The sequence below is a fragment of the Kordiimonas laminariae genome, assembly GCF_023008165.1.
Classification (GTDB): Bacteria; Pseudomonadota; Alphaproteobacteria; order Sphingomonadales; family Kordiimonadaceae; genus Kordiimonas; species Kordiimonas laminariae.
Genome location: NZ_JAKQZA010000001.1, coordinates 666895 through 693550 on the forward strand (window position 1 = coordinate 666895; position 26656 = coordinate 693550).

At 47.9% G+C, this 26656-nt stretch carries 22 protein-coding genes; 6 read left to right on the plus strand and 16 right to left on the minus strand.

Annotation, left to right across the window (positions count from 1 at the left end):
• Positions 1–110: 110 nt before the first annotated feature.
• Positions 111–881 carry a hypothetical protein gene (locus MF542_RS03195; RefSeq protein WP_247015877.1) on the minus strand — a complete coding sequence of 257 codons (771 nt, stop codon included), beginning with the start codon at positions 879–881 and terminating at the stop codon, positions 111–113.
• 142 nt (positions 882–1023) lie between these two features.
• Between MF542_RS03195 and MF542_RS03200 the strand changes: the two genes are divergently transcribed.
• Positions 1024–1722, plus strand: a complete 699-nt coding sequence (locus MF542_RS03200; RefSeq protein ID WP_247015879.1) for a helix-turn-helix transcriptional regulator — start codon at positions 1024–1026, stop codon at positions 1720–1722.
• Positions 1723–1725: 3 nt separating this feature from the next.
• On the opposite strand, the gene MF542_RS03205 is transcribed toward MF542_RS03200, so the two are convergent.
• From MF542_RS03205 to gor, 3 genes are all read right to left on the minus strand, one after another.
• Complete coding sequence (locus MF542_RS03205; RefSeq protein ID WP_247015881.1) at positions 1726–2751, minus strand: 2-oxoacid:ferredoxin oxidoreductase subunit beta; 1026 nt, start codon at positions 2749–2751, stop codon at positions 1726–1728.
• Positions 2752–2762: 11 nt separating this feature from the next.
• Complete coding sequence (locus MF542_RS03210) at positions 2763–4613, minus strand: 2-oxoacid:acceptor oxidoreductase subunit alpha (RefSeq protein WP_247015883.1); 1851 nt, start codon at positions 4611–4613, stop codon at positions 2763–2765.
• 161 nt (positions 4614–4774) lie between these two features.
• Positions 4775–6121, minus strand: a complete 1347-nt coding sequence (gene gor / locus MF542_RS03215; protein WP_247015885.1) for a glutathione-disulfide reductase — start codon at positions 6119–6121, stop codon at positions 4775–4777.
• Between the two features lie 350 nt (positions 6122–6471).
• Between gor and MF542_RS03220 the strand changes: the two genes are divergently transcribed.
• The 3 genes from MF542_RS03220 to MF542_RS03230 all read left to right on the plus strand — a co-directional run bounded on the left by MF542_RS03220 (position 6472) and on the right by MF542_RS03230 (position 9118).
• Positions 6472–6942 carry a DUF1842 domain-containing protein gene (locus MF542_RS03220; RefSeq protein ID WP_247015887.1) on the plus strand — a complete coding sequence of 157 codons (471 nt, stop codon included), beginning with the start codon at positions 6472–6474 and terminating at the stop codon, positions 6940–6942.
• A gap of 184 nt (positions 6943–7126) precedes the next feature.
• Positions 7127–7897, plus strand: a complete 771-nt coding sequence (locus MF542_RS03225; protein WP_247015889.1) for an SDR family NAD(P)-dependent oxidoreductase — start codon at positions 7127–7129, stop codon at positions 7895–7897.
• Between the two features lie 129 nt (positions 7898–8026).
• Positions 8027–9118, plus strand: coding sequence for a CaiB/BaiF CoA transferase family protein (locus tag MF542_RS03230; protein ID WP_247015891.1), 1092 nt, complete (start codon positions 8027–8029; stop codon positions 9116–9118).
• On the opposite strand, the gene MF542_RS03235 is transcribed toward MF542_RS03230, so the two are convergent.
• The 11 genes from MF542_RS03235 to MF542_RS03285 form a co-directional block, all read right to left on the minus strand.
• Entirely contained in the window at positions 9111–11207 is a 2097-nt protein-coding gene (locus MF542_RS03235) for a DUF748 domain-containing protein (protein ID WP_247015894.1), read from the minus strand. The genes MF542_RS03230 and MF542_RS03235 overlap by 8 nt on opposite strands.
• A gap of 60 nt (positions 11208–11267) precedes the next feature.
• Positions 11268–12713 carry a cryptochrome/photolyase family protein gene (locus MF542_RS03240; RefSeq protein WP_247015896.1) on the minus strand — a complete coding sequence of 482 codons (1446 nt, stop codon included), beginning with the start codon at positions 12711–12713 and terminating at the stop codon, positions 11268–11270.
• 31 nt (positions 12714–12744) lie between these two features.
• On the minus strand, positions 12745–14229 hold the full coding sequence (locus MF542_RS03245; RefSeq protein ID WP_247015898.1) for a sodium/proline symporter: 1485 nt from the start codon (positions 14227–14229) through the stop codon (positions 12745–12747).
• A complete protein-coding gene (locus MF542_RS03250; protein ID WP_247015899.1) occupies positions 14229–14759 on the minus strand; it encodes a hypothetical protein in 531 nt (176 codons plus the stop codon). The genes MF542_RS03245 and MF542_RS03250 overlap by 1 nt, the downstream gene beginning before the upstream one ends.
• 96 nt (positions 14760–14855) lie before the next feature.
• The gene (locus MF542_RS03255) at positions 14856–15329 is read right to left on the minus strand and encodes an MOSC domain-containing protein (RefSeq protein WP_247015901.1); all 474 of its coding nucleotides are present in this window, start codon (positions 15327–15329) and stop codon (positions 14856–14858) included.
• Positions 15330–15405: 76 nt separating this feature from the next.
• Positions 15406–16029, minus strand: a complete 624-nt coding sequence (gene eda, locus MF542_RS03260) for a bifunctional 4-hydroxy-2-oxoglutarate aldolase/2-dehydro-3-deoxy-phosphogluconate aldolase (RefSeq protein ID WP_247015903.1) — start codon at positions 16027–16029, stop codon at positions 15406–15408.
• A complete protein-coding gene (gene edd / locus MF542_RS03265) occupies positions 16029–17846 on the minus strand; it encodes a phosphogluconate dehydratase (RefSeq protein ID WP_247015905.1) in 1818 nt (605 codons plus the stop codon). The genes eda and edd overlap by 1 nt, the downstream gene beginning before the upstream one ends.
• A 24-nt stretch (positions 17847–17870) precedes the next feature.
• Positions 17871–18566 carry a 6-phosphogluconolactonase gene (gene pgl / locus MF542_RS03270; RefSeq protein WP_247015907.1) on the minus strand — a complete coding sequence of 232 codons (696 nt, stop codon included), beginning with the start codon at positions 18564–18566 and terminating at the stop codon, positions 17871–17873.
• An 11-nt stretch (positions 18567–18577) separates the two neighbouring features.
• Positions 18578–20044 (minus strand): glucose-6-phosphate dehydrogenase, encoded by a 1467-nt coding sequence (zwf, locus tag MF542_RS03275; RefSeq protein WP_247015909.1) that lies wholly within the window; start codon positions 20042–20044, stop codon positions 18578–18580.
• A gap of 135 nt (positions 20045–20179) precedes the next feature.
• On the minus strand, positions 20180–21187 hold the full coding sequence (locus tag MF542_RS03280) for a LacI family DNA-binding transcriptional regulator (RefSeq protein ID WP_247015911.1): 1008 nt from the start codon (positions 21185–21187) through the stop codon (positions 20180–20182).
• A 59-nt stretch (positions 21188–21246) separates the two neighbouring features.
• Positions 21247–22809 carry a sodium/sugar symporter gene (locus MF542_RS03285; RefSeq protein ID WP_247015913.1) on the minus strand — a complete coding sequence of 521 codons (1563 nt, stop codon included), beginning with the start codon at positions 22807–22809 and terminating at the stop codon, positions 21247–21249.
• Positions 22810–23043: 234 nt separating this feature from the next.
• On the opposite strand from MF542_RS03285, the gene glk reads away from it, so the two are divergent.
• Together glk and recQ are read left to right on the plus strand one after the other, a co-directional pair.
• Positions 23044–24027: a glucokinase gene (glk, locus tag MF542_RS03290; protein WP_247015915.1), complete on the plus strand. Its 984-nt coding sequence runs from the start codon at positions 23044–23046 to the stop codon at positions 24025–24027.
• Positions 24028–24096: 69 nt separating this feature from the next.
• The gene (gene recQ, locus MF542_RS03295) at positions 24097–25920 is read left to right on the plus strand and encodes a DNA helicase RecQ (protein ID WP_247015917.1); all 1824 of its coding nucleotides are present in this window, start codon (positions 24097–24099) and stop codon (positions 25918–25920) included.
• A gap of 56 nt (positions 25921–25976) precedes the next feature.
• Here recQ and MF542_RS03300 read toward each other — a convergent pair whose 3' ends face one another.
• Positions 25977–26489, minus strand: a complete 513-nt coding sequence (locus MF542_RS03300) for a hypothetical protein (RefSeq protein ID WP_247015919.1) — start codon at positions 26487–26489, stop codon at positions 25977–25979.
• Positions 26490–26656 lie beyond the last annotated feature (167 nt).

Here is a 26656-nt window from a genome sequence, read left to right on the forward strand (position 1 = left end):
ACGCTCTCCCTACCCTGACAGTAAGAAAGTTAGAGCGATAAGGGAAACCCGACAAGGGATGAGCAGGCAAACAACCGCTCCCTCCCATTATCGTGAATTGGATCAGCGCTTTATAATGGTTCTGCAACGACCACATAATTCCGGCAATGACGGAGCGCTCCTTCAGAGGTGATCATGTCGAACGCCTCACGGCGTAATGCTTCCCCACGAGCTTTGAGTGTATCTGCTAATTGTCTATCTTCAAGTGTTTCAAGCCCGGGCATTACCAGATCAATTTGTGCATTCACAAAGCGCTTCTTAAAACCAATGGAGAAATGTTTTACTGAACGAACCGCAAAGCCTGACCGCTGCAAACTATCAACTACCCACTGCGCAGGGTATTCCCTGTATGGCCGCTGGCCACAAAGCAACACACATGCGTCTCGGAATCTACCAATTTCCCACAGCAGACGACCAGCTTCAGTTTCCGGCTTCATAGTTGGCACATAAGGCTCAAGCCCAGTAACATATAGCCTTCCCCCTACATGAGGCCGGAGACGGGAAAACAAATACGATTGGAAATACGGCGCAAATCCCTCGATCGCGCCCAAGAGATAATCTGCTAGAACAGTATCATAAACTTCGCCTTTAAGAAGCTGAGGATCAGCCCAGTTACCTTCAATGATATTGTCTTGTGAACGGATGCTGGCTTGAAGCGTATCACGCACCCAATCTGCTTCTTGCGCAGAACCAGTGACAGCAGTCCAACTTTCAGTTTTCAGGCTTGAAACCCAACTAAGGGAATTCACACCAGTACCAGCATCAAGCATACGACCCCACGCACTTGCTCCTTGCAAGCTTTCAATATGGCGGTAAAGCGCCGAATGTTTCTTCGCTGTCATTGGTGCCTCATATGCTCCCCGTTTGGTCGCAACCAAAGTGCCGTTTGAGCCACCGGAAGTCCACAGTGAAATCTGCTGAATTATTTACCCAATCAGCTATACTGACAAAAATTGACAGCAATAGTGTTTTAAAAGCAAACTCATGAGACGTTCAGACAGATTATTTCAGATAGTAAATTTCATGCAGGGCCGCAGGGTTGCTGTAACGGCGCAAGATATTGCAGAAGAGTTTGATGTAAGTATCCGCACCGTTTACCGGGATGTACAAGACCTGATCCTGACAGGTGTTCCTATTTCAGGCGAAGCAGGCGTTGGGTATCTGCTTGATAAAAGCTACTGCCTGCCGCCTATGCAGCTTGACGTTAGCGAGCTTGAGGCCCTTATGTTAGGGGCGGAAATGGTAAGTAGCTGGTCTGATGAAACCATGGCCAAATCTGCCCGCAGCCTAGTGAACAAACTGAAATCTGTACTTCCTGAGCGCGACAGGGAGATATTCTCAGGCACCGCGATGTATGCCCCGCCAAGCCGCATTAAAATTCCGTGGACCATTGACTTCTCTGAACTTCGGAAAGCGATCAGAGCCAAAGATATATTGCGCCTTGAATATGAAGACGAATCTGGCAAAGCATCTGAACGCACCGTACGCCCGCTAGCGCTTACATTCTGGGGGCCAACATGGCTGTTACTCGCATGGTGCGAACTAAGAAATGATTACCGCCATTTCCGGCTCGACCGTATGAAAACTGCGGAGAAAACAGGCGAACCGTTCAAGGATACTCCCGAAACCAGCCTGAAGAACTGGCTGCGTATGTATCAGCATAAAGAAAAACTGCGGGATTAGGCTTTATTCCACAACCCATGTTTGGCCGCCGCGAATAATATCCTTCAAGGTGCGCTTACCTTTCTCAGAATCCATCTGGCCGCGCACAGCATCTACATAACTATGATCAGCTTCTGAGGCATAAATTACTCCCATAGGGGCAGGTTCTCCGGGTTTTTCACCTAAATCACCAAGCATGCGGGCCATTTGCAGGCTGGTTTCATCATGGACCAGAATATCCCCTTCCGTGACACTATTTTCTCCAATGGTTACCACTTCGAGCGCAAAGCTCTTGGTATTGAAGATAATTCCCTTATTGCGTTCAGCACCAAAGATCATGGGCGTACCGTGCTCAAGCAGTAATTGATGATCAGGTGCTGTTTTCTTATTAGTAATCTCTTCCCATATCGCATCATTATAAACGATACAGTTCTGGAGAATTTCCACAAACGAAGCCCCCTTAAAGGCGTGAGCACGCTTAAATACATCAGGCATATGTTTCTGCGCTGTATCCACAGTACGGGCCACAAACCGCGCACCGGAACCGAGTGCAAAAGCAATCGGGTTCAACGTTGGATCAACAGACCCTTGCGGGGTTGAAGGTGTTTTTGTTCCTACCACTGAGGTTGGTGAATATTGCCCTTTGGTAAGACCGTAAATCTGGTTATTAAACAACAGGATATTTAAATCCACATCGCGGCGGATGGCATGTACCAGATGGTTCCCACCAATAGATAAACCATCCCCATCCCCAGTGATGACCCACACATCCAGTTCAGGTTTTGCGAGCTTAACGCCTGTTGCAATGGCAGGCGCCCTTCCGTGGATGGTGTGAAAACCGTATGTATCCATATAATAAGGGAACCGGCTCGAACACCCGATACCGGAAACAAACACGGTATTCTCTCTGGTCGCTCCCAGTTCTGGCAGTGTGCGCTGCATACACTTCAGGATAGCGTAATCACCACAGCCCGGGCACCACCGCACTTCCTGATCACTGGTAAAATCCTTGATGGTGAGTTTCTCTTGTGGGGTTGTCATTTCATTCATCGTTCGCCCCCTTAACTTGCGATTTCTGCACGGATTGCACTGAGCAGGTCACCGATTTTAAACGGCAGGCCAGAAACCTGTGTGAACGGCTTGGCATCCAGCAGGAATTTATCCCGCAACACAGTTTTAAGCTGGCCGTTGTTCATTTCCGGCACCAGAATTTTATCAAATCCTCCCAGCAAATTTTCCAGATTTTTCGGGAAAGGATTGAGATACCGCAAATGAATATGGCTAACGCTCAGGCCATCTGCGCGCGCCCGTTTCACAGCTTCCTCAATAGGACCGTATGTTGACCCCCAGCCTACCACGGCAAGCGTTCCACTATCTTCACCCTGATCAACAACCTGATCAGGAATATCACCCGCGATGCCGTCTATCTTGGCAAAACGGGTATCTGTCATCTTCTGGTGATTGGCTGGGTCATAGGAAATATGGCCAGTGTCATAACTTTTCTCGATACCACCAATGCGGTGCTCTGTACCTTTCACACCCGGCACGCCCCAATTGCGGGCAAGTGTTTCTTCGTCGCGAAGGAACGGATTGAAGGCTTCATCTCCTTCTGGTGTTTTGGCCTGAGAAGCAGGAAACGGCTCAATAGCATCAAGATCAGGCAGCTTCCAGGGTTCCGCCGCATTGGCGATAAAGCCGTCCGTTAGCAGCATTACTGGCGTCATATATTTTACAGCCAACCTGCAAGCCTCTATAGCTACTTCAAAACAGTCCCCCGGGCTTCTGGTTGCCACTACAGGCATGGGTGCATCACCATTCCTACCATAAATTGCTTGATAGAGATCAGATTGTTCTGTCTTGGTCGGGAGCCCCGTTGATGGCCCACCACGCTGGCTGTTTATCACCACCAGCGGAAGTTCTGTTGAAATAGCAAGGCCAAGTGCCTCTGTCTTCAGCGCAATACCTGGCCCTGATGAACTGGTTACCCCTAAAGCGCCTGCATATGATGCACCAAGGGCAGCACAAATAGCGGCAATTTCATCTTCTGCCTGAAATGTTACAATTCCCAGCTCTTTCATACCTGATAGCGTGTGAAGAATGGGAGAAGCAGGTGTAATCGGGTAACTACCAAACATTATCTCGAGCCCTGAAAGCTCACCGCCTGCAGCAATACCCCAGGAAAGTGCCTGACTTCCGGTTACGGTCCGGTAAATGCCCGGTTCTGCATGCACTGGTTCCACTTCATACTGGTGTATGTGCGCTGATAGTTCTGATGTTTCGCCATACGCGTGGCCTGCATTCAAAGCCGCAATATTTGCATTCGCAATTTCTGGCTTCTTGGCAAATTTCTTTTCAAGCCAATCAATCACAGGCTGGCGCTTTCTTGTGTACATCCAAAGCATAAGCCCCAATGTCCACATATTCTTACAGCGGAGAGCTTCCTTGTTGCCAAGGCCGAATTCTTTCACCGCCTCCATGGTCATCTTCGAGATATCAAGTTTGATCACCTGATAACCATCAAGCGTATCCCCCTCTGCAGGGTTATCTGCATACCCGGCTTTCTGAAGGTTACGTGTAGTGAATGATCCTTCATCCAGTACCAGCATCCCACCCTTGCGCAGGTTACTGAGATTTACCTTTAAAGCAGCCGGGTTCATAGCAACCAGCACGTCGGGCTGATCGCCCACTGTTTTGATAGACGTTGCACCAAAATTTATCTGGAAAGCAGAAACACCAAAGGTGGTGCCAACAGGAGCACGGATTTCAGCTGGGAAATCCGGGAAAGTGGCAAGATCATTTCCTGAGAGTGCGGTTGAATTAGTGAACTGACTACCGGTTAGCTGCATCCCATCCCCGCTGTCGCCCGCAAATCGAACCACTGCAGATTCAAGAGTTTGAACCTCTAACGCCATCGCCATGTCCTCCTTCAGGTGTCACGGTAGATACAAGGGAACCGCTATCCTGAGATCATTTCAACTATACCATACTCACCATAAACTTCTTACTGTTAACCACTCTCTACATATTAAAATGGTTCCCTTCGCACTCGGGGCAAAGGGAACCTATTCACTATTTAGGAGTTAGCGTTACGCATCAATACAAATTCTTCTGCACTTGAAGGGTGTACCGCAACTGTTGCATCAAACTGTGCTTTTGTAAGCCCAGCTTTTACTGCAATACCAACACCCTGAATAATTTCAGCGGCATCAGCACCAATCATGTGTGCACCAACAACTACATCCGTTTTCTTATCCACAATCATTTTTGTGAAAGCGCGCTCATCAGAACCACCAAGCGTGTGTTTCATTGGCTTGAAATCAGATGTGTAAACTTCAATCTCACCATATTTTTCACGCGCTTGCGCTTCTGAAAGGCCCACTGTGCCAATCGGCGGCTGTGAGAATACGGCAGATGGAATAGCATCATGCTCAGCCGCTTGTTCAGTGCCACCAAATTCAGTTAGCGCAAAAGCATGGCCTTCTTTAATCGCAACAGGAGTTAGCTGTACACGGTTGGTTACATCACCTACTGCGAAAATGCTCGGCACGTTTGTGCGGCTGTATGCATCAACCTTCACGGCACCGCGTTCCATTTCAACGCCTGCATTTTCAAGGCCAAGGCCTGCTGTTTTCGGCACACGACCTGTTGCATACATCACGGCATCTGCATCAAGCGTGGAGCCATCTGTCAATGTAAGGCGTACACCATCATCTGTTTTTTTAATTTCAGTGATGTTTGTACCGAGACGAAGATCAATGCCTTTGCCTGTCATTTCACGGGCGAGGCGCTCGCGAAGATCATCATCAAAGCCGCGCAGAATTTGATCACCGCGGTAAAGCTGAATCACTTCACTGCCCATACCTGCAAAAATACCTGCGAACTCAACGGCGATATAACCACCACCTACGACTACGATACGCTTTGGCTGCTCTTCAAGGTGCAGCGCTTCATTGGATGAAATCGCATGCTCAATACCCGGCACATCAGGCATTGAAGGCCAACCACCAACAGCAACAAGAATTTTCTTAGCTGTATAAGTTTTGTCGCCAACACGCACGGTGTTTGCATCTTCAACAGTTGCACGGCCATTGATGATCTCTACACCCGCACCGTTCAGGGTATTGATATAAAGGCCATTCAAACGGTCAATCTCGGCGTCTTTACGGTCAATCAGCTTCTTCCAGTCGAACGATGTTTCACCAACTGTCCAACCAAAACCTTCTGCAAGATGGAAATCTTCAGAAAAATGAGAAGCGTACACTAGAAGTTTTTTCGGCACACAGCCGCGGATCACACATGTACCACCAACACGGTATTCTTCAGCTACCGCTACCTTGGCACCAAAACTGGACGCAATACGGCTGGCGCGTACGCCGCCAGAACCTGCTCCAATCACAAACAAATCATAATCAAAAGTCACTAAACTGCCTCCCGGCTTTATAAACGAATTGTCCTCTATATGGACATGATATTCCGACTGCCAATGGCTACATTCCTGATAACAGGATCACAATTTTATGATCGCAGCGTCAAGCACACATTTTGAATAGAACCATTTATCACACCAAAGAGTTCAAAAAATTCTAAGTTGCCTTCCAAAATTTTTAAGTTTTTGATTCAAAATATCTATTTTTAAAATACACTTTTTAGTAGAAATTTATAAGCGATTAATATGAATTATTTATATCAATAATTGTATTTTAATACTCATCCGATTATAACTGAATCACCAACATTTCTTTAAATCTTGGAACACGATTGGGATTAATCATGACTGAAACAACTACATTTGAAGGCCAGCAACGTGCTGGTTTATTCCGCCTCCCTCTAATTGCAGAAGGCGGTATGCCGGGTGCACCTACTCTACATCTATTCCTCGGCATTGATACAGTACATGACCGCGCTTCTGGTTTTGCAGAGGTAACTCAGGCTCTTGCTCAGCCTGTTGTTTGTACGGCTGATGTTGCAGGCCCTGTTATCTATGAAACAGTGATGGGCCCCGGCTCTAAAATTCGTATCGATCTCGAAGGCTACCCAGTGATTGACTGGCCTAAAGGCGGCGGTGTCGGCCCAGTTATTCCAAAGAATTTCAAAGCGACAATCCTTTTGGATACAGACTGGCAAAAGGGTGAGGTATCATACCAGTACCAAGCACGTAATGGCGAATGGGTAAACCCGGGTGTAAAGCCAATACATATTGCCGACGAGCAGACTTCAGCAGCCCAGGTAGCAGCAGAATAATAAAGTTTCCAAAGACCTAACTCCCAGCTACGAGAGGAAGCGTATAACCACTCGCTTCCTCTCTTTTTTGCCTTCCATCAATGCACATCTATTTTCCTTTCATATACTTCATAATAGTTTGGCTTGATCAAGTTGTGCGCCGCGCATATGCTGCACCGCAACAAACCCTTACGGAGAACGAGAAATGGATTTTGCAGGTAAGACCGCTGTTGTAACTGGTGGTGCATCTGGCCTTGGCCGTGCGACGGTTGAGTATTTTGTAGAAAAAGGCGCGAACGCGTTGGTAATCGATCTGAACGATGATCTAGGTGCTGAGCTAGTAGCTGCTCATGGCGGTAAAGTTGCTTACAAGAAAACAAACGTTGCTGATGAAGGTGAAGTTACGGCAGCCATCAACTATGCCAAAGAAAAATTCGGCAGTGTTGACATCGCAGTGAACTGTGCGGGCATCGGTACACCACAAAAGGTGCTGGACCGCGAAGGCAACCGCAACCCGCTCGCATACTTCCAGAAAATTATCGCTGTAAATCTCGTGGGCACATACAATGTTCTCTCTCACGCAGCAGAGGCAATGCAGGCAAATGAACCAAATGCTGATGGCGAGCGCGGTGTTATCATCAACACAGCATCTGTTGCAGCATACGAAGGCCAGATCGGTCAGGCAGCTTACTCTGCATCCAAAGGCGGTGTTGTTGGCCTAACTCTTCCTGTTGCACGTGAGCTTGCCCGCTCAGGCATTCGTGTGATGACAATTGCACCGGGCTTTATTCACACACCACTGTTTGATGGCCTTCCAGAAGCAGCTGTTGAAAGCCTTAAGGAACAGGTTGTGTTCCCGAAACGCCTTGGTCAGCCAGCAGAATATGCAAAGCTTGCAGCTCACATCGTTGAAAACGCATACCTTAACGGCGAAACAATTCGCATGGATGCTGCTGCACGCATGGCTCCAAAATAAGCGAACGATCTTCCGCAGTTACAAAAAAGGTGGCACTGTAATGGTGCCACCTTTTTCTATTTTCAAAGGATACTTGCAAAATAGACTAATCAGTCTAAATCTCAGATAAATGAGATGTGGGAGGACAATATGGGACCGCTTTCTGGCGTTAGAGTAATTGAACTGGTTGGCATTGGCCCGGGGCCATTTGCAGGCATGATGATGGCAGATATGGGAGCCGAAGTTATTGCCATTGACCGCAAAGGCGCAGCCTCCCCTGTTGAACTTCCCGTTGATATCAATCGTCGCGGCAAGCGTTCGATCGCATTAGACTTAAAATCAGACGCAGATAAAGAAATTTTCTTCAAACTCTGCGAAACCGCAGATGCTGTTTTTGAAGGCTTCCGGCCCGGTGTGATGGAAAAACTTGGTCTTGGCCCTGATGATGTATTGAAGCGCAATCCAAAGATTGTTTATGGCCGCATGACCGGCTGGGGGCAAACCGGCCCTCTGGCCCATGCTGCTGGGCATGATATCAACTATATCTCTCTATCTGGCGCTCTCCACGGTATTGGCCCCGCAGATGGCCCGCCAACCGTGCCCCTCAATCTGATTGGTGATTATGGCGGCGGCGCTATGATGCTCGCCTTCGGTATGGTATGCGGCATACTTGAGGCTAAGAACTCGGGCAAAGGTCAGGTTATTGATGTAAGCATGGTTGAAGGCTCCTCTTTGATGATGACCCTGATGCACAGCCTGATGGCAAGCCAGCGCTGGGCGCCTATGCGCGGTGTGAACCTCCTAGACGGTGGCGCGCATTTCTATGACACTTTTGAAACGAAAGACGGCAAGTTCGTGAGCTTCGGGGCGATGGAACCTCAATTCATGCAGGAGTTTATTGAGAAAACAGGCCTCGATGAAAGCTGGATGCAAAACCACTTGAATTTCAGCAAATGGGCGGAACTGAAAGACGAACTGCGCACGCTCTTTAAAACCAAAACACAGGAAGAATGGTGCGATTTGCTTGAAGGGTCAGACGCTTGCTTTGCACCTATTCTACCATTCTGGGAAGCACACAAGCATCCACACAACCAGGCAAGAAACAGCTTCACGGAAATAGACGGTTTGATGCAGCCAGCACCAGCACCTAAATTTTCCCGCACAGAACCAGAAATAAACCATGGCCTTGTAGAAAAAGGTGCTGATACCGATGTGATCCTAAAGGAACTTGGTGTTATTTAATCAACTTCAACCGCACATAGGCAGACCGTTTGCGTTTAGACAAACCCACCTTAGGGATTGTTTTAATCAGACGGTCTGGCCCCACACCCTGCTCAAGCAACAGCTGATACACACTATCTGCACGCATCACCGCTAGTTTCTTAAGGGCTACTTCGTCTCGCACAATTGGTTCACCGTCTTCTTCCGCTGGCGGCAACAGATCAGATGCTTGATAAGCCTCTCCCGCTAATTCCAGTTTCAAGCGAGGGCGTTCTTTAAGAGCTACGGCCAAAGCATCCAGCTTTGCTTTTTCAAGTGGTGCCATTTCAAACGCAGATGCTTCAAACTTCACTTTGGTAAGATCAAGATCGCTCTTACCGCCCGGTATCAAACTTCCCAGAAGTTTGAACGGTGAGCTCACAAGTTTGGTAACAACGTTGGCAGTTGCCTTCCTGACAAGAGCACCAATTTTGATATTCGGGTCATTCAAATCCCCTTCCACAGGGATATTCATATTCACCCGACCACGGCTATCTTGAAGAAGAGCAAAGGCCATATCCACGGGCACAGCATCGCCTTCATAACCATCAATCGTGTTGCTCCAAGACCAACGATCAAACAGTAGAGTGTTTTTACCGTTCATTTGGTTCTCGGTGATTTTGTAATCCATATCAATGTACAAACCACCTTCTTTAGAGGAGCGGCCAATAAACGCTTCTGTATATGGACTAACCACTTGGTGGCTTAATTTATCAAGCACGAACTTGCCTTCTAAATTCAGCGTATCTGCCTGCTTCAAATTACCCTTTGCCGTAAACGGGCTTTCCCCCGCCACCACCGCTGAAACATCAAACGCTGTCTCAATAGCTTCTGCTGCTTTCACATCTGTCAGCGATACATTTAATTCTGTAACATCAACCTGATGGTCACCTGGTAATGAGCTATCCACATATGTCACAGCACCATTTTGTACTTTAAGTTCTGCAAGAGATATCTCGAGCGGGGTATCTTTCTCGGTACCTACTTCCGCAGCTTCATTCGCTGTTTTCTGGCTCTGATCGATTATGAGTTCTGGTGTGTCAATACGCACTGGGCCAACAACAACTTCACTGGCGGCAAAATCATACAAAAAATCGTCAACCGTAAGCGCTTGAACAGCTGCCTGTTTAACGGGCGTATTTGTTTCCGCGGAAAAGCCAACCAGCTCCAAGCCCGAACTCAATATCAACGAACTGTTTTCTGTATCTGCAGAAAAAGTAGGGATCGTGAGTTTATCAATGCTCGCTGTTTTGAGGGGTGTTTGTGTTTCAACCTCAAAGCTTTCAAGCTCAATATTTCCGACGGCGCTATATACTTCTGTGCGTTTTAAAGTGAGGCTGCCAGACAGTAATCCGTCTTTCACCTTAAAATCGGGATTTCCAGCAAGTGCAGCTATATTTGCTACAGGCAAACGTTCAGCCTCAATGCGTATATCGAGTTCTAGCGGTGAATGCTTAATCTCTCCCGTAATACTCAAGCGCCCATCAGCAAGTGGCACCAGAAATTCAGAAAGATTAAGAGCTTTCCCAGCCTCAGTTGTAATATCTTTCGCGGTAAGGTTAATTTCGCCAGTTTTTAAGGTATTATTCTGGCTATCTTGCACTTCAAGCTGGCCACCTTCGATCACAATTTGTGCAATCTGCACAATAAGCGGTTCTCCAACTTCTTCTTCAGCCACCTCTGCCGTCTCAGAAGGTTTCAGCATCTGCAGAATTTTTGGGGAACCATCGGCGGTAAGCTCAACAAAAACATCAGGGCTCAGGAGCGCTACTTCTTCAACATCAACATGCCCTGCCCACAAGCTACGCCAGGCAACATCCAAACGCAGTTTGGCAAACTCTGCCACTCGCTTCCCATCGGGGCCATTAACTCGGGTTCCTTCAATTTCCAGCTTCAATGTGAAGGGATTAAAGGATGTTCGCTCAATACTTAATTCCCCAGTCACCGATTTGGAAAAGGCACTTTGTGCAGACCGTTCCACCACCCACGGCACGAGAATGGGGCTGAGCGCAAAAAACAGCCCGGTTAGAACAAAGAGAACAAGTAAAAAACGGCGGATAAATTTAAGCATAAAACCCTCTGAATGTTTCCCCAGATATAGGCTTTAAATCGGCGAAACACAATCCAGAGGTTATTTTGCGACTTTCACCGTTTCGTATGCCGCAAGTGCATCAACGCGTGTCTTTTTTCTGTCCACAATCGGTTCGGGATACGTATCACCAAGTTCCACACCAGCTTCTTTCCGCACCAGTAGTGGAGCCTCAAAAGGTCTGTGAATAAATTTATCAGGCATATGCTTAAGCTCTGGCACATATTTCCGGATGTAAGCACCATCTGGATCAAACTTCTCCCCCTGTGTGACAGGATTAAAAATTCGGAAAAAGGGTGCCGCATCAGCGCCACATCCAGCTACCCACTGCCAACTGGCGGTGTTATTCGCGATATCGGCATCCACGAGCGTATCCCAGAACCATTCTTCTCCTTCATGCCAGTGCCACAAAAGATCTTTCACCAGGAAAGAGGCAACAATCATCCGTACGCGATTATGCATCCAGCCCGTTTGCCAAAGCTGCCGCATTCCTGCATCAATAATCGGGAAGCCTGTTTTACCTTTTTGCCACGCCGCAAGCGTATCACCCTTGCCTTTGAACCAAGGGAAATCCTTGAAATTCTGTCTCAACGGCTCCTTGGGCATTTTTTCATTATGAAATAGCAGGTGATAACTAAATTCCCGCCAGCCGATCTCCCGAAGATAGGAATATGCACCCTTTTCACATTCAGAACGGCCTTCGGTTGCCTCTTGCACATGATACCAAATTTGCCGCGGACTTATCTCACCAAACGCCAGATAGGGGGATAGCTGAGAAGTGAAATCATGCCCGGGCAAATCACGACCTTTGGCATAGTGGTGAACAGCTTCCTCGGTAAAACGCTCCAGTTTCGCAGCTGCACCAGCTTCGCCCACCTTCCATGCTTCTTTGATTGGTGCAAACCAGTGATGTGGCTTCGCGATAATATCGTCCGCACTCAAACTTTCACTTTCAGGCCAAACTGCTGGTGACACCAATTTTTGAGGTAAAGGCAACGGCATTACAGCGCCAAGAATTTCCTGAAGCTTTCGCCAGAAAGGGCTGAACACGCCGTAAGGTTTACCTTGCAGAGTTCTCGGCTCTTCTGGTTCTATAAGCAGATTACCCCCAAAACGTCCGCATTCGATCTGGCTATTCACAGCAAAACCGTGAATATCTTCTTCGATATCTCTGGCCCATGGGCTGTAACGGCGGGTCATGTAAACACCACCTGCATCCGTTTGAGCGACAAGGTTTCTAAGCACCTCAAGTGTGGCACCTCGGCGAATAATTAACTTACTATCCAGCTGGTCGAGAGACTTGGTCAAACTATCAAGCGACTTCAGCAACCAAAGTTTTGAAGCCCCGCCAAGCGGCCGCACACCCCGGCTTTCATCGTCATAGATATAAACAGGAATAACAGGCGCACCAGTTTCCGACGCTTTATAAAGCGCCGGATGATCACTAAGGCGCAACGCACCGTTCATCAACACCAGAATAGGTTTCATAAAAGCCCTCAATTACTTGAGGCTTATTACGCTATAAATCCATAATCCGATCAATATCATATGGTAATTTCTTCGGCTTCTCGAGCAGTGAAATACCAATGAACAGGATCATGCTCGTAAGCATTGCAAGGAAACCTGTACTGATACCGTACGGCACTTTGATACCATAAAGCTGGATTACAAAGTTGATCAGCAAACTGATTGAAATAGAAACTATTGCTGCTTTTGCCGAAGCTTGTTTCCAATTTAATCCGATCAATATCACCGGCACCAAGGCAGCAGCGAATGTACCCCATCCAAAGGCCCCGAGGATCGCCACCAGATCACCACTATATAGCGCGATAGCCGCTGCAAAAACCGCCAACCCCACGGTGGATGCACGGGCCCAGAAAAGTTCGTTATTCAGTGATTTCCCGCGAATAGCCTTCGGAATATCATGAATAATTGCCGCAGCACCGATATTGAGGAAACTATCTGCTGTCGACATGATCGCCGCAAACAAACCTGCGAATACAATACCTGCCAAAAGCGGATGCGCATAAGTAGAAAGGAAAGCGGGAGCTGCTTCATCAGGAGCACCAAGCGGCAATGCTACATCACCCAGCACAAGCGCCCGCATCACCACGCCAACACTCACCCACAACATAGCCGCGATCACATAGCCGAAGATGGTCATCGGCAGCACAACACGGTTATCCGAGAGCTTCCGGTTCATCATCATCTTGCTGGCAACATGAGGCTGGCCCGCAAGGCCAAGCCCGAAGAGGAAATACCAGCTGAGCGATGCCATAGATCCCAGTGTCCCGAACGGCATGATATCTTCACCGTCTTTCTCAAGCAGGATGGAACTTACTTCCGTAAAACCACCACCAAAAACACTGTATGCGGTAATCACCACAAGTGCGCCCGAGATAATCATCACAATACCCTGCACCAAATCCGTATAAACAGACGCGATAATACCGCCAGTTACGCAGTAGAAAATCAACACAGCTGATGAGATAACCACACACGCTAGAAGGCTGATATCAGCAAGCATATCAGTGGCAGAAAGTATGCTCTGCAGCACAAGTGCCATAGCTAGAATTTGTGTTGCAAGATACCCAAGCACACCCAGAATGATTGTTGCTGCTGTAAGCAGTCTTGCCGTTTCGCTTCCGTAACGAGCAAACACCACATCAGGCATAGACATAGTATCCCGCACCTCTGCGATCATCCTGATACGCTTGGAAATGAGATAATAGCCTGTTGCGAAACCAAGCGCGGAGCACACTGCCATCCAGACAGATGAGAGCCCTGTTGCATAAACAAGGCCTGGCCCACCAACGAAACCAAAGCCGGAAAGGGTGGAGGAGAATACAGCCAAGCTGATCACCACAGGGCCAAGACCCCGGCCCGCTACAAAGAAATCACCAGCGGATTTCGTGCGGCGCATTGCCCACAAGCCAACACCAATACACAGCAGCAGATAGATAAACACACAGCCGAGAATAATTTCCTGACGCATCGCTTCCATTATGCGCCTCCCTTCTCGGTTTTAAGTTCTGCCACTAAGTCCTGAAATGTTTTTTCATCATCCGGGTGAAGGAAGTAACGGTTAAAGAACACCACATAAATCATATTAAAAACAACAAAGCTGCCCCAAACACCCCAGAAGAACCAATTGGTTGGCACCGGGAAACCTGCAACAATATCTGTTTGCCCTGTTGCCAGATAATCCTGATAACTGGTGTAAAGCATAATCCAAGCAAACAATGCAAAAGCACCGGCTCCTGCCATAAGCCCTTTAAAGAGAGTATCCCTGCGCTTTGGGTTTACACCCATCATCAGAAGGCATACAGCCAGAAGAATAACGGCAATCTGGAAATAAAGCGGCGCGTCACCAATAGTGCTGAGGCGCGCAGCACCATCACCACCTAAACTCACACCTTTAATGCTATCGCTGGCAATACCAGCGGCATTCAGTGGTGGTTCGGATGTAAGGACGAAAATAGTAATCCCTGCCACGACAAGTAGCAGAGCAAAAACAACATGTATAAGCTTCACAGGACTGGCCTCCCCTCCAGTATTTCGAGAAAGCCTAGTCGCGAGAGCGATAGAGCGTCAAGTCACTAAAGTGTATTTATTCAACAATCGTTGAATTTAGTCTTTTAAAACAGGGGAAACTTCAGAGCCTAACCTGATGATACCGCCCTGAACTACCTCAGCAGTTAAACCCCCATGCCCACGCATAGCGTTATAGGCACCGAACCCAAGTGTTTTCTCCATATAACTACATGGCGCACAGGGTCCTGTAGTACGGAGGATAACTTCACCAATCCTGATTTCATGGTGTCGGAGAGCGAGAAGATTTAAGCCAGAGACAACAATATTCCGGCGAAGCTGTTCAGGATAGATCGCTTCCAGGCCAGCAAGGCTCGCAATAACAGGCAGATGCTCTGCTTGAATAAGGGTAACAGCCCGCTTGCCCGGCTTTTCACGCCTGTCACCCACAAGGCCACTTTCTGTAACCTCAACTTCTTCCACCACTTTCATAGGCGCTTTGCGTTCCGGCCTGAGGCCAATCCAATCAACGCTACCATGTGACGAGAATTTTTTGAGTAAATCAGATAACATAATGCGCCTGCCTTCCTGCTGATATAGTCACCATACCGAGCAGAGGGAACAAGCGCATTACAAGTTTTCTTTATCCCTATGCAGCTATCGCAGCAGCAGCAAGTTCTTTCACCTTAACAAGGTCAATCGTACCGCCTTCACCGCGCGGTGTGATCCATGAACCACCTACCGTTGCCACATTGGCTAGTACACGGTAATCATCCGCAGTTGAAGGTGTTACACCACCTGTTGGGCAGAAGGTAAGATCAGGCAGCACACTGCCAACTGCCTTCAGGAAAGCTGGCCCACCAGAAACGCTTGCTGGGAAAAACTTCAACTCGGTAAAGCCCCATTCTTTGGCCTGCATCGCTTCAGAAATACTGGCCACACCTGGAAGAAAAGCCCAATCAAGTGCTTTAACTGCTTTCGCCAGTTCTTCTGTAAGACCCGGGCTTACACCGAAAACCGCACCAGCAGCTTTTGCCTTTTCTGCCAGCTCTGGCGTGAGCACTGTACCAGCACCCACAATTGCATCTTCAGGCAAGTCATCTGCCACCGCTTTAATCGCTTCAAGCGCAGTTGCATGGCGCAACGTGATTTCGAAAACACGGATACCCGCTTCGTAAAGCGCGCGACACACAGCTACCGCTTCATCAGCACTTTTAAATGCAAGTACAGGGATAACAGGCCCTGCTTTCATTACTTCAAGAACAGTTGTCATTAGCGAATTCCATTATTTTCAAAGAAAGAAGCACCCAGGCCCGCAGGACCCGCCAGGCTGCGCATACCAGCAAACAGATCACGACCAAAAGTATCCATAACTACAGGGCCAGTTGATGGTGTACGCGCCTCAAATTCAGCTTTATCCACAAGGATTTCAAGCTTGCCGCCTTCAGCATCGACACGCACAAGATCACCGCTTTGCACACGCGCGATAGCGCCGCCATGTGCCGCCTCTGGCGTTACATGGATTGCTGCAGGTACTTTGCCCGATGCACCAGACATACGGCCGTCCGTTACCAGTGCAACCTTGAACCCTTTGTCCTGAAGAACACCAAGGCTTGGGGTAAGCTTATGCAGTTCAGGCATCCCGTTTGCCTTTGGGCCCTGGAACCGGATAACTGCCACGAAATCCTTTTCAAGTTCACCGGTTTTATAAGCCTCAAGAAGTTCATCCTGATCTTCAAACACCACCGCTGGCGCTTCTACAAACCGCTTCTCGGGCTTCACTGCAGAGATTTTCATCACCGCTTCACCAAGTTCACCGTGAAGTACAGCCAAGCCACCGTTTGGCTGGAATGGATTATCTGCTTTGCGGAGGATCATATCATCGCCCGGCTCAGCTGGTGTTTCTTCCCAAACGGCGATACCATCCTTCAGCACAGGTGTCTCTGCAAACGCTTCCATGCCTTCACCGAGGATGGTTTGAACATTGGTATTAAGAAGACCAGCAGATAAAAGCTCGCGCACAACAAATGGTGTACCACCAGCTTCGTGGAATGCGTTCACGTCCGCCGTACCGTTCGGATAAACACGAGCAAGAAGTGGTATAATTTCGGAAAGATCAGCAAAATCCTGCCAATTGATCTGGATACCGGCTGCTGCTGCTATCGCCACAATATGAAGCGTGTGGTTTGTTGAACCACCTGTTGCCAAGAGGCCAATGGTACCGTTCACAATTGACTCCGCTGTTACCATCTCAGCCAAACCAACATTTGCATCAGGCTGTGCCAGTTCTGCGATACGTGCGGCCGCTGAACGCGAGAGCGCTTCCCTTAGCGGATCGGTTGGGTTCACAAAACTACTACCCGGTAGTTGAAGCCCCATCATTTCAAGCATCATCTGGTTCGAGTTTGCTGTACCGTAGAAAGTACATGTTCCCGGGCTGTGGTAAGCACGGCTTTCGCTTTGAAGCAGTTCAGCGCGGCCAACTTTACCCTGAGCAAATTCCTGCCTCACTTTGGCTTTTTCGCTATTGGAAATACCTGTTTGCATAGGCCCTGCGGGCAGGAACATAAATGGCAAGTGTCCGAAAGAAAGAGAGCCAATAAGAAGACCAGGTACGATCTTATCACAAATACCGAACAGGAGCCCTGCATCAAACACATTATGGGTCATCGCCACAGCCGTTGACATAGCAATCACTTCCCGGCTGAAAAGCGAAAGCTCCATGCCCGGCTGGCCCTGAGTAACTCCATCACACATGGCCGGAACGCCGCCTGCCATCTGTGCCACGGAACCAACATCGGTGATATATTCTTTTACCTGATCCAGAAGCTGGTGATACGGTTGGTGGGCAGAAAGCATATCATTATATGCGCTTACGATACCAATATTCGCCATACCGTCTTGCATCAGCTTATGCTTCTCAGTTTCTGAGCAAGCAGCCAGAGCATGCGCCAAGTTCCCACAGGAAAGACGCGGTCGCGCCCTGCCTTGCGCCCGCATGGCTTCAATACGTGCTTCGTAAACTGCGCGGGTATTCTTAGAGCGTTCTTTAATCCGCTCTGTAATTTCAACGAGTTTTGGATGTGTCATTGCACACTCCTGACAGATGGCTCCTTACGGTGCCCAATAAACTTCAAACGGTTTGCGGCGTGCGAGCCTACCAATTGGCAAGCGGGATTGAGGATCAAGGGCTTCCTCAAGCACTCGCAATTTTTCTTCGCCAGTAATCATCAACACCACATGATGGGCTTTAGTGATCGCAGCCGCAGTTAGGCTCATACGGTCCACTTCTTCCCCAGTAACATCTGATTTAACAGCCGTTAGCGCCGCACAGATATTACGGCATTCCGGGTAAAAAGCAGAATCCAGCCCTTTTGCATCAGGAAACAGGGAAGCGGTATGACCATCAGGCCCCATACCGAGAAGCACGCTATCAAACGGATAAACGATAGTACCGTACCGTTCATTCACGGTTTCCACTGCTTCAAACGGATCAGTATGCTCGGTTTTCATACCAATAAAATTAGCTGCCGCGGTTTCACCCTTTTCAAGTGCACCCCGCATAAAGGCTTCGTTAGACCGCGGGTGACCTATGTCCACCCAACGTTCATCCACAAGCGCAATCTGCACATTATTCCACGCAAGTTTTTCGGCGCTCATTGCCTCGAAAAGCGGTTTTGGTGTTGAACCACCAGACACCAACCAACTTGCCTGGCCGCGCGCATCAAGTGCTGCTTCAAGCTTTTCTTTAGTAGCTCGCTTCAGCGCAGCCACCATTTCATCCCGGTTATCAAACTTATGCCAAATCATAACTCTAAACCCTATTTACCAACGGTTTCATGGAACCATTCACGGCGATCTCGCACCATCAAATCATGCGCCTCATAAGGCCCCCATGTGCCTGCCTGATAGCTTTTTGGTGCCTGCCCTTTTTCCTGCCAGTGGTTGATAATACGGTCCACCCAGCGCCAGGCATGTTCAACCTCATCACGGTGTACGAAGAGGCTTTGATCCCCTTTAACAGCATCAAGAATAAGGCGGAGGTAAGGGCCAAGGCGTGTGCCGCTGTTGCCCATCACATCCAGGTTCATTTCCACTTCACGAAGTGTTTCCGATTTCGCACCGTGGTTTTTCACCATCATACGGAGCGCCAGATGATCCTCGGGCTGCAAGCGGATAATGAAGCGGTTCGGATTAATGCCGCCTTTCCAATCAGGATGCGGGCTATGCGGTACCTCTTTGAACTGGATTACAATCTCAGCAAACCGTTCTGGAAGGCGTTTACCTGTACGTAAATAGAAAGGGACACCTGCCCAACGCCAGTTTTCAATATGGGCTTTAATAGCCACAAAAGTTTCGGTGTTTGATGGTTCTTCAAGCTCAAGATCATCAGCATAGCCTTTCACTGCTTCGCCATGCATAGCACCTGCGCCATATTGAGCACGCACCACATTACGGTCGATCAAATCGCCTTCAAGTGGACGAAGTGATTTCAGAACTTTTAATTTTTCATCGCGAATACTATCTGCATCAAGCCGCGCTGGCGGCTCCATCGCTACAAGGCAAAGAAGTTGTAGCAAATGGTTCTGCACCATATCGCGCATAGCACCTGTGCCTTCATAAAAACCTGCTCGGCCTTGCACACCCAGATCTTCGGCAATCGTAATCTGGATATGATCAATAGTGCGGGCGCTCCAAAGCTCTTCAAACATGATGTTCGAGAAACGAAGGGCAAGAAGGTTCTGTACCGCTTCCTTACCAAGGTAATGATCAATCCGGAAAGTTTGGTCTTCACCAAAAAACTTACCTACATCCGCATTGATCGCTTGCGCCGTTTCCAGATTATTGCCAAGTGGTTTTTCAAGTACAACACGGGCATTCGAGCCGTTAAGGCCATATTCCGCAAGCAAGCTACATGTGCTTGTGAATAGTGATGGCGGAATTGCAAGGAAATGAACAACAGACGTGCTTTTGGTTTCTGAAAGCTTTGCCTGAAGCGTTTCCCACTGCTCACCACCTTCAGTGAGACCAAGTTCAACCACTTCCACCATATTCGCAAACTCACGAATTGATATAGCATCAATCCCGCATGCTGGCGTAGTTGCCGCAAACACTTCCCTGAGCCATTCTTCCATGGCTACATCTTGCGCACTTCGTGAAGTTAGAAAAATACGGCTCTTACTTGAGATACGGCCAGCCACATAACCAGCATAAAGCGCGGGCAACAGCTTTTTTCGGGATAGGTCCCCGGTACCACCAAAAATCACCAGATCAAACACATCAACCATATCACACCTTCCAACTTACACTTCCCATCATAGGGCCGAGATGTTTTCAATTCATGACAGTGAAGTTATTACCATATGACAACGCTGTCAAATATTCATAATGTGATTTAATGAAGAAATTAGTCAAATTCACAGCTATTTCTGGGTAGAACCGCGCTCTTTCAGTTCAAATTGGTGATGAGATATTTCCGCCTCAATTGTCTTGGCGCTGATGTTTTTCAGAAGTATCTCGCCAGCGCTAATTCCCATTTGCCGGATTGGCTGACGGATTGTCGTCATGGTTGGCCAAACCTGCTGCGAAATCGGAGTATCATCAAATCCGCAAACAGCAAGCTCAATTGGCATTTTAATATTTAGCTGATGCGCCATATTCATGACACCCGCTGCCATATCATCATTACTGGCGAAAACCGCGGTGGGGCGTTTTGCCTGAGTGAGTAATTTTTCACCTGCTGTGCGGCCACTTTCAAAATCATAAAGACCGTCACAGATAAATGTATCTGCCACTTCAATATCCGCTTCGGTCACCGCACGGGAGAATCCTTCAAAACGGTAACGGGTAGACAAATGGTCAGGATGTCCTTTTACAAACGCTATATCGGTATGGCCGCCTTTAATGAGATGCCGCGTCATTTGGTAAGCCGCTTCTTCATCATCAATCATCACGGAAGGTACTTCACCATTTCCCTTAGATGATGCAGCTACAACAGGAATCCTGCGTGCCTGAAGCGCTGTTAAGAGTGGGAAAAAATCACTAAGCGGCGGTGTAAGGATAACACCGTCTATATTCGAATGGCGCACCCAATTGAGGATATCTTCAACAAGGTTTTCAGTATGAAAATCAAACGGCCCAAGCGCCATGCTATAACCACTTCTCTGGCATACTTCGAGGACGCCGGCTTGTAATTTTGCGAGATAGTTTGGGCTGGGCCTATCGTACAACAATCCAATAACAAATGATTTGCGGCTGGCAAGGCCACGAGCCGAAGGATTAGGCCTGTAATTCAATTCGCTGATAACAGCTTGAACTTTTTCTCTGGTTTTAGCGCTGACATTCGGTTCACGGTTTACAACACGTGATACGGTCTTCATGGAAACGCCTGCCTTTTTGGCAACGTCATCAATGGTCACAGAACCAGACATACGGCCCCCTTAGCCTGAAATTTTGGAAGGCGGGCCCATACCCACCTTCCAAACTCTACTTACCACCAAATCGTATAAAGTGTTGCGATAATTGCAACAACGATTATCGAGGCAATGTTAAAGCCCGCTGTAGTGCTGAACTGGATATCATTCAATTCAACCGCACCTTCTTGGTCACCACCCTTCTGGACAAGGGAAATCACAACCGCAAGCGCCGCACAGATAAGGAACACAACACCAACACGGTCAATGAACGGCAATTCAGGCCAGTAAAGCTTGAAAGCGAGTGACAAGACAAACGACCCAACGGCAGCAGCAAGAGCACCTTTAGCCGTTGTCTTCTTCCAGAACATACCGAGGAAGAAGATCACAACAATACCTGGCGTGAAGAAGCCTGTGAATTCCTGGATATACTGGAACGCCTGATCAAAGTTACCAAGAAGTGGCTTCGCGATAACAATCGCAATCAACATGGAAACAACCGCTACAAACCGGCCAACAACAACAGGGTTCTTACGGTTTTCTTCTTTCACAAAGGATGGGTAAATATCCATAGTGAAGATGGTTGAAATACTGTTAGTCATGGAGCCAAGGCTTGAAACAATAGCCGCGATAAGCGCTGCGAACACAAGACCAAGAAGGCCCGTTGGCAACAGCTTCATAGCTTCTGGATATGCTTGATCTGGGGCACTTAAAGGCTCTGTAGAAAGAACCCCAATAGCGATCCCCGGTAGCACCACGATAACAGGCATAAGAATCTTCAAGAAGGCAGCAAAAGCGATACCTTTCTGCGCTTCCGGAAGGCTTTTGGCAGCAAGTGCACGCTGGATAATATACTGGTTAAAACCCCAATAAGAGAGATTCATAATCCACATACCACCAACAATCACACTAATACCCGGCAGGGCATCATAGAAGGGGTGACCTTTCTCAAACACCATATCAAACTTTTCAGGCGCCCTCTCTAGAAGCGTATTAAAGCCGCTTGCAACGCCTGCACCGCCAGAGATTTGATCAAGCATAATATAAGCGATCACAAGGCCACCGAATACAAGCAGAACAACTTGAATAATATCAGTAAAGGCCACTGCTTTCAGACCACCATAGAAGCTGTATGCCGCCGCAAACACACCCAGCACAACAAGGCCTGTAACAAGATCAACACCCGCCACTGATGAAATAGCCAGCGCACCCAGCCACAGAATAGAGGTTAGGTTCACAAAGATATAAACGGCAAGCCAGAAGAAGGCCATTACCATACGCACGCTGTGGTCATACCGCTGCTCAAGGAACTGCGGCATAGTATAAATACCGCGCTTCAAGAAGATCGGCAGTAGATATTTACCAACAACCAGGAGCGTAACAGCCGCCATCCATTCATAGGATGCAATCGCAAGTCCCATTGCATATCCGGAACCAGACATACCAATAATCTGTTCAGCAGAAATATTGGCCGCGATTAAGGACGCACCAATTGCCCACCAAGGCAGCGCCTTGCCTGCAAGGAAATAATCCGAGGCATCTTTCTCATGTCCTGCTTTTTCACGAGATACCCACTGCGCAATTGCAAAAAGCGCAACAGCATAAAGTGCCACAACCGTGACATCGAGAGTTGATAACATAGTCCTCCCCTAAACTACTAAGCGGGCCGCTTGAGCCCCTATTTATGCTCATACCATAAGGTACGGCATTCCTTCCAAATAGTCCCTGCCACACATGTGAGTGTGGCGAAAATTCCCAAAATATCTAAAGCAATAATTGACAGCGCTGTCAAGCAAGATTAAGAAATAAGCCTCGGGAAGGACAATTCATAATCTGTGATTACCACCAGTAAAAACTAGTGAGAGGGGATGATCATGCTTGAGAAAACAGTGAAGAGCAGCAAGACTATTTTGGTCGGCGACATTGGCGGCACCAACGCACGGTTGGCAATTGCCACACTCAGCACTGATAATTCAGCCCCGCAGATACAAGATTTCAGAGCGTATCCAAATTCTGAATATCACGATATGTCGCAGGTTATTAAGCAGTACCAAATCGACTTCCCCAACCATAAACCAACTTGTGCCTGTCTGGCTGTTGCTGGGCCAATTTTTGATGGCACAGCCCACCTTACAAATCTTGGGTGGCATCTTGATGAAAGTAAACTCCAGCAAGAATTTGGTTTCACAGATGTTAAACTTGTGAATGATTTTGCAGCACTTGCCCGGTCCGTCACAGCGCTGGAAAATAATGATCTGGTTACCTTAACGAACGGTAATAACGCGCCTGATAGCCCAATCGCCATCATGGGCCCGGGCACCGGTTTTGGTCTTGCACTTCTTGTGCGCCATGCAGCTGGTGTTACCGTAGTCCCCACCGAAGGTGGGCATATTTCCTTTGTACCGCAGGGCGAGCGAGAGCAAGCAGTATGGGAAAACCTTCAAAACAGCCTTGAACGTGTAACCGTTGAAACAATGCTTTCGGGCGTTGGCTTGATGCGGATTTACCGAGAATTATGCCATATCAGCCATGTTTCACCGCTTAATTATGAACCAAGTACAATCTCTCAGCTCGCTATGGATGGTGAAGATGAACTTTGCATGGAAACTCTCACTATCTTCTGCGGCATTATGGGTAGCGTGGCAGGTGACCTGGCCTTGGCACTTGGTGCAAAAGGTGGTGTCTTCATTGGTGGCGGTATTCTGCCAAAGGTTTCCGATTTCTTCACAAACAGCCACTTCCTGAAGCGTTTTCTGCACAAACCACCCATGTCACATTTCGTGGCTGATATCCCTGTAAACCTTATCACAGCACCAGATGCCGCTCTCAAAGGAGCAGCCTTAATGTTTGACCAATAATTTTCTGACTAGCCGCCAGATATAAAGCCCGTTAAGAATGCAGAAATTTAGTATCTCTTAGGGGCTTTCATGCAGCAAACTGCAGCAGAAATTTTACATAGTGTATTTGGGTATGAAAGCTTTCGAGGTAAGCAAGCCGAGATTATAGACCGTGTAACAACGGGTGAAAGTGTGCTTGCTATTATGCCCACTGGTGCTGGTAAATCGCTCTGCTACCAAATCCCAGCCTTGATGAAATCAGGTTTCGGGATTGTTGTTTCTCCGCTGATCTCATTAATGCAAAACCAAGTAGAAGCCCTTAAAATTCTGGGCGTTGAAGCGGCCACCATTAACAGCAGTAATAGCCGGGAAGAAAACGCAGCAATTTGGCAAAAGATGCAGAACGGCACGCTGAAACTGCTTTATATTTCGCCAGAAAAGCTACTAACTACCAACATGCTGAATGCGGTCGAAAGCCTGAACGTAAGCTTATTCGCCATTGATGAAGCCCACTGTATTTCACAGTGGGGTGCTGCTTTCAGGCCCGAGTATGAAGACCTGGCCCTGCTTCATAAAAGGTTCCCTCATATCCCAGTAATCGCACTTACCGCCACCGCAGATGAAACCACCCGCGATCAGATCGAACAGAAGATTTTTTCGCGCAAGGTTCATACATTCCTTACAGGCTTTGATCGCCCGAACATCAGCCTGAATGTTGAAATCAAAAACGGCTGGAAACAGCAAATGGTGCGCTTTATCGCTGGCCGTACCAAACCCGGTGAAGGCCTTCAGGAAAACGGCATTGTCTACTGTCTTTCTCGCAAACGAACTGAAGAAGCGTGCAGTATCCTGAGAGCAAAAGGCTATAACGCACTTGCCTATCACGCAGGCATGTCAAACGCGACGAGAGAAGAAAATCTCAGCCGCTTTATGGCGGAAGATGATCTAATTATGGTGGCGACCATTGCCTTCGGTATGGGGATTGATAAACCGGATATCCGTTTTGTATTTCACACAGATCTACCATCCTCCCCTGAAGCTTACTATCAGGAAATTGGCCGCGCGGGCAGAGACGGTGAACCTGCTGTTGCGCACATGCTTTACGGCATGGATGATATCCGCATGCGGCGCATGTTCATTGATGATGAATTCGCGAGCGATGATCATAAAATGCGTAGTCACCAACGGCTTAACGCCCTGCTTTCCTATGCGGAAGCACCAGAATGCAGGCGTGTTACGCTGCTTCGATATTTTGCTGAAACACCAGAATTTGAACACTGCGGCAACTGTGATCTCTGTGCAAACCCTGTACCTACAAGCGAGGCCACCGAGGCCGGGCAAAAATTCCTGTCTGCGGCTTACCGCACAGGCCAAAGCTTTGGCACCAGCCATATCGTGAATGTGCTTCTTGGCAAGCTTACAGACAAAATCGAAAAACTTGGCCATGATACACTACCCACTTACGGTATTGGTGAGGAATACAGTCAGAATGAATGGAAAACCATTGCCCGACAGCTAATGGCGCGAGGCTTCATTGTTGCTGATATGGAATTTGGCGCCCTGAAGATTACTGATTTAGGTATAAAGTTGATCAAAGGTGAAGAGAGTTTTCAGTATCGGCCTGACTTGGTTTCAAAGAAAAAAGCTGCTGGCGCTTCACGCTCAAGAGCGGCTGTAATTGAACTGCCGGAACACGCTCAGCATCTTTATCAGGCGCTCAAGGAGTACCGGAAAGAAATTGCAGTTGAGCGCAGTGTGCCTGCCTATGTAATATTTTCTGATAAGTCGTTGGTGGATATGGCACTCATGAAACCCACTAATCTTACTGATTTCGGCCTTGTGCACGGGGTAGGCGCATCCAAGCAGGAAGAATTTGGGCCAGATTTTGTGAGCTTCATCAAAGCCAATAAATAATCTCATAAAAAAAGCCGCCCAATATTGAGCGGCTCTTCCAAATTATGTTGGCTAAATTAGTTGCCTTTAGTCATGCGAGACGCAACCTCTGTCGCATCATCAAGCAGCATGTAAGAACCAATAAGCACGTCAAGGCTTGCTTCCATAGCAGATGGAGCATCGCTTGCTTCTGTCGTTGCACCAGCTGCCGGCGCGATATCAGACATCATGGAAACTGACATTTCATCAATCCAGCCGCTGAACTGCGACTGTGCTTTAATAAGAATGGCACCAGCTTTTTTCATGCCAGCTTTCAGATCAGCACGATCAGCATCAGACGCTGATTTCATGCTTTTCACATAGCAGCGGTGTGCAGCAGTTGATGCAGAGATAACTTTCTTGAACTCACCAGATACAAGCTCAACCTGCTTTTCAACTTCCATACCTTGCGCTTTAGCAATTGAAGGCATGCCATTTTCATAAGCTGCAACAGCTTCATAGCAATCACCTTTATCACCAGCGAAAGCTGCTGTTGTTGTCATCATTACGCCTGCAGAAACGCCTGCTAGTAGTTTTACATATTTATTCACGATAAATCCCTCGTTGATATTTCTATCACCCACGAACTTCAGTGTTCCCGCAATTGAGATAAAAGGCAATTTAATTCAACTTTTATGAATGTTTTTTGTTAAATCACACCGCGAAGCACCATCTGAGCGCGATAAAAACATCATATTTTATTAAATTCTTATCTAAT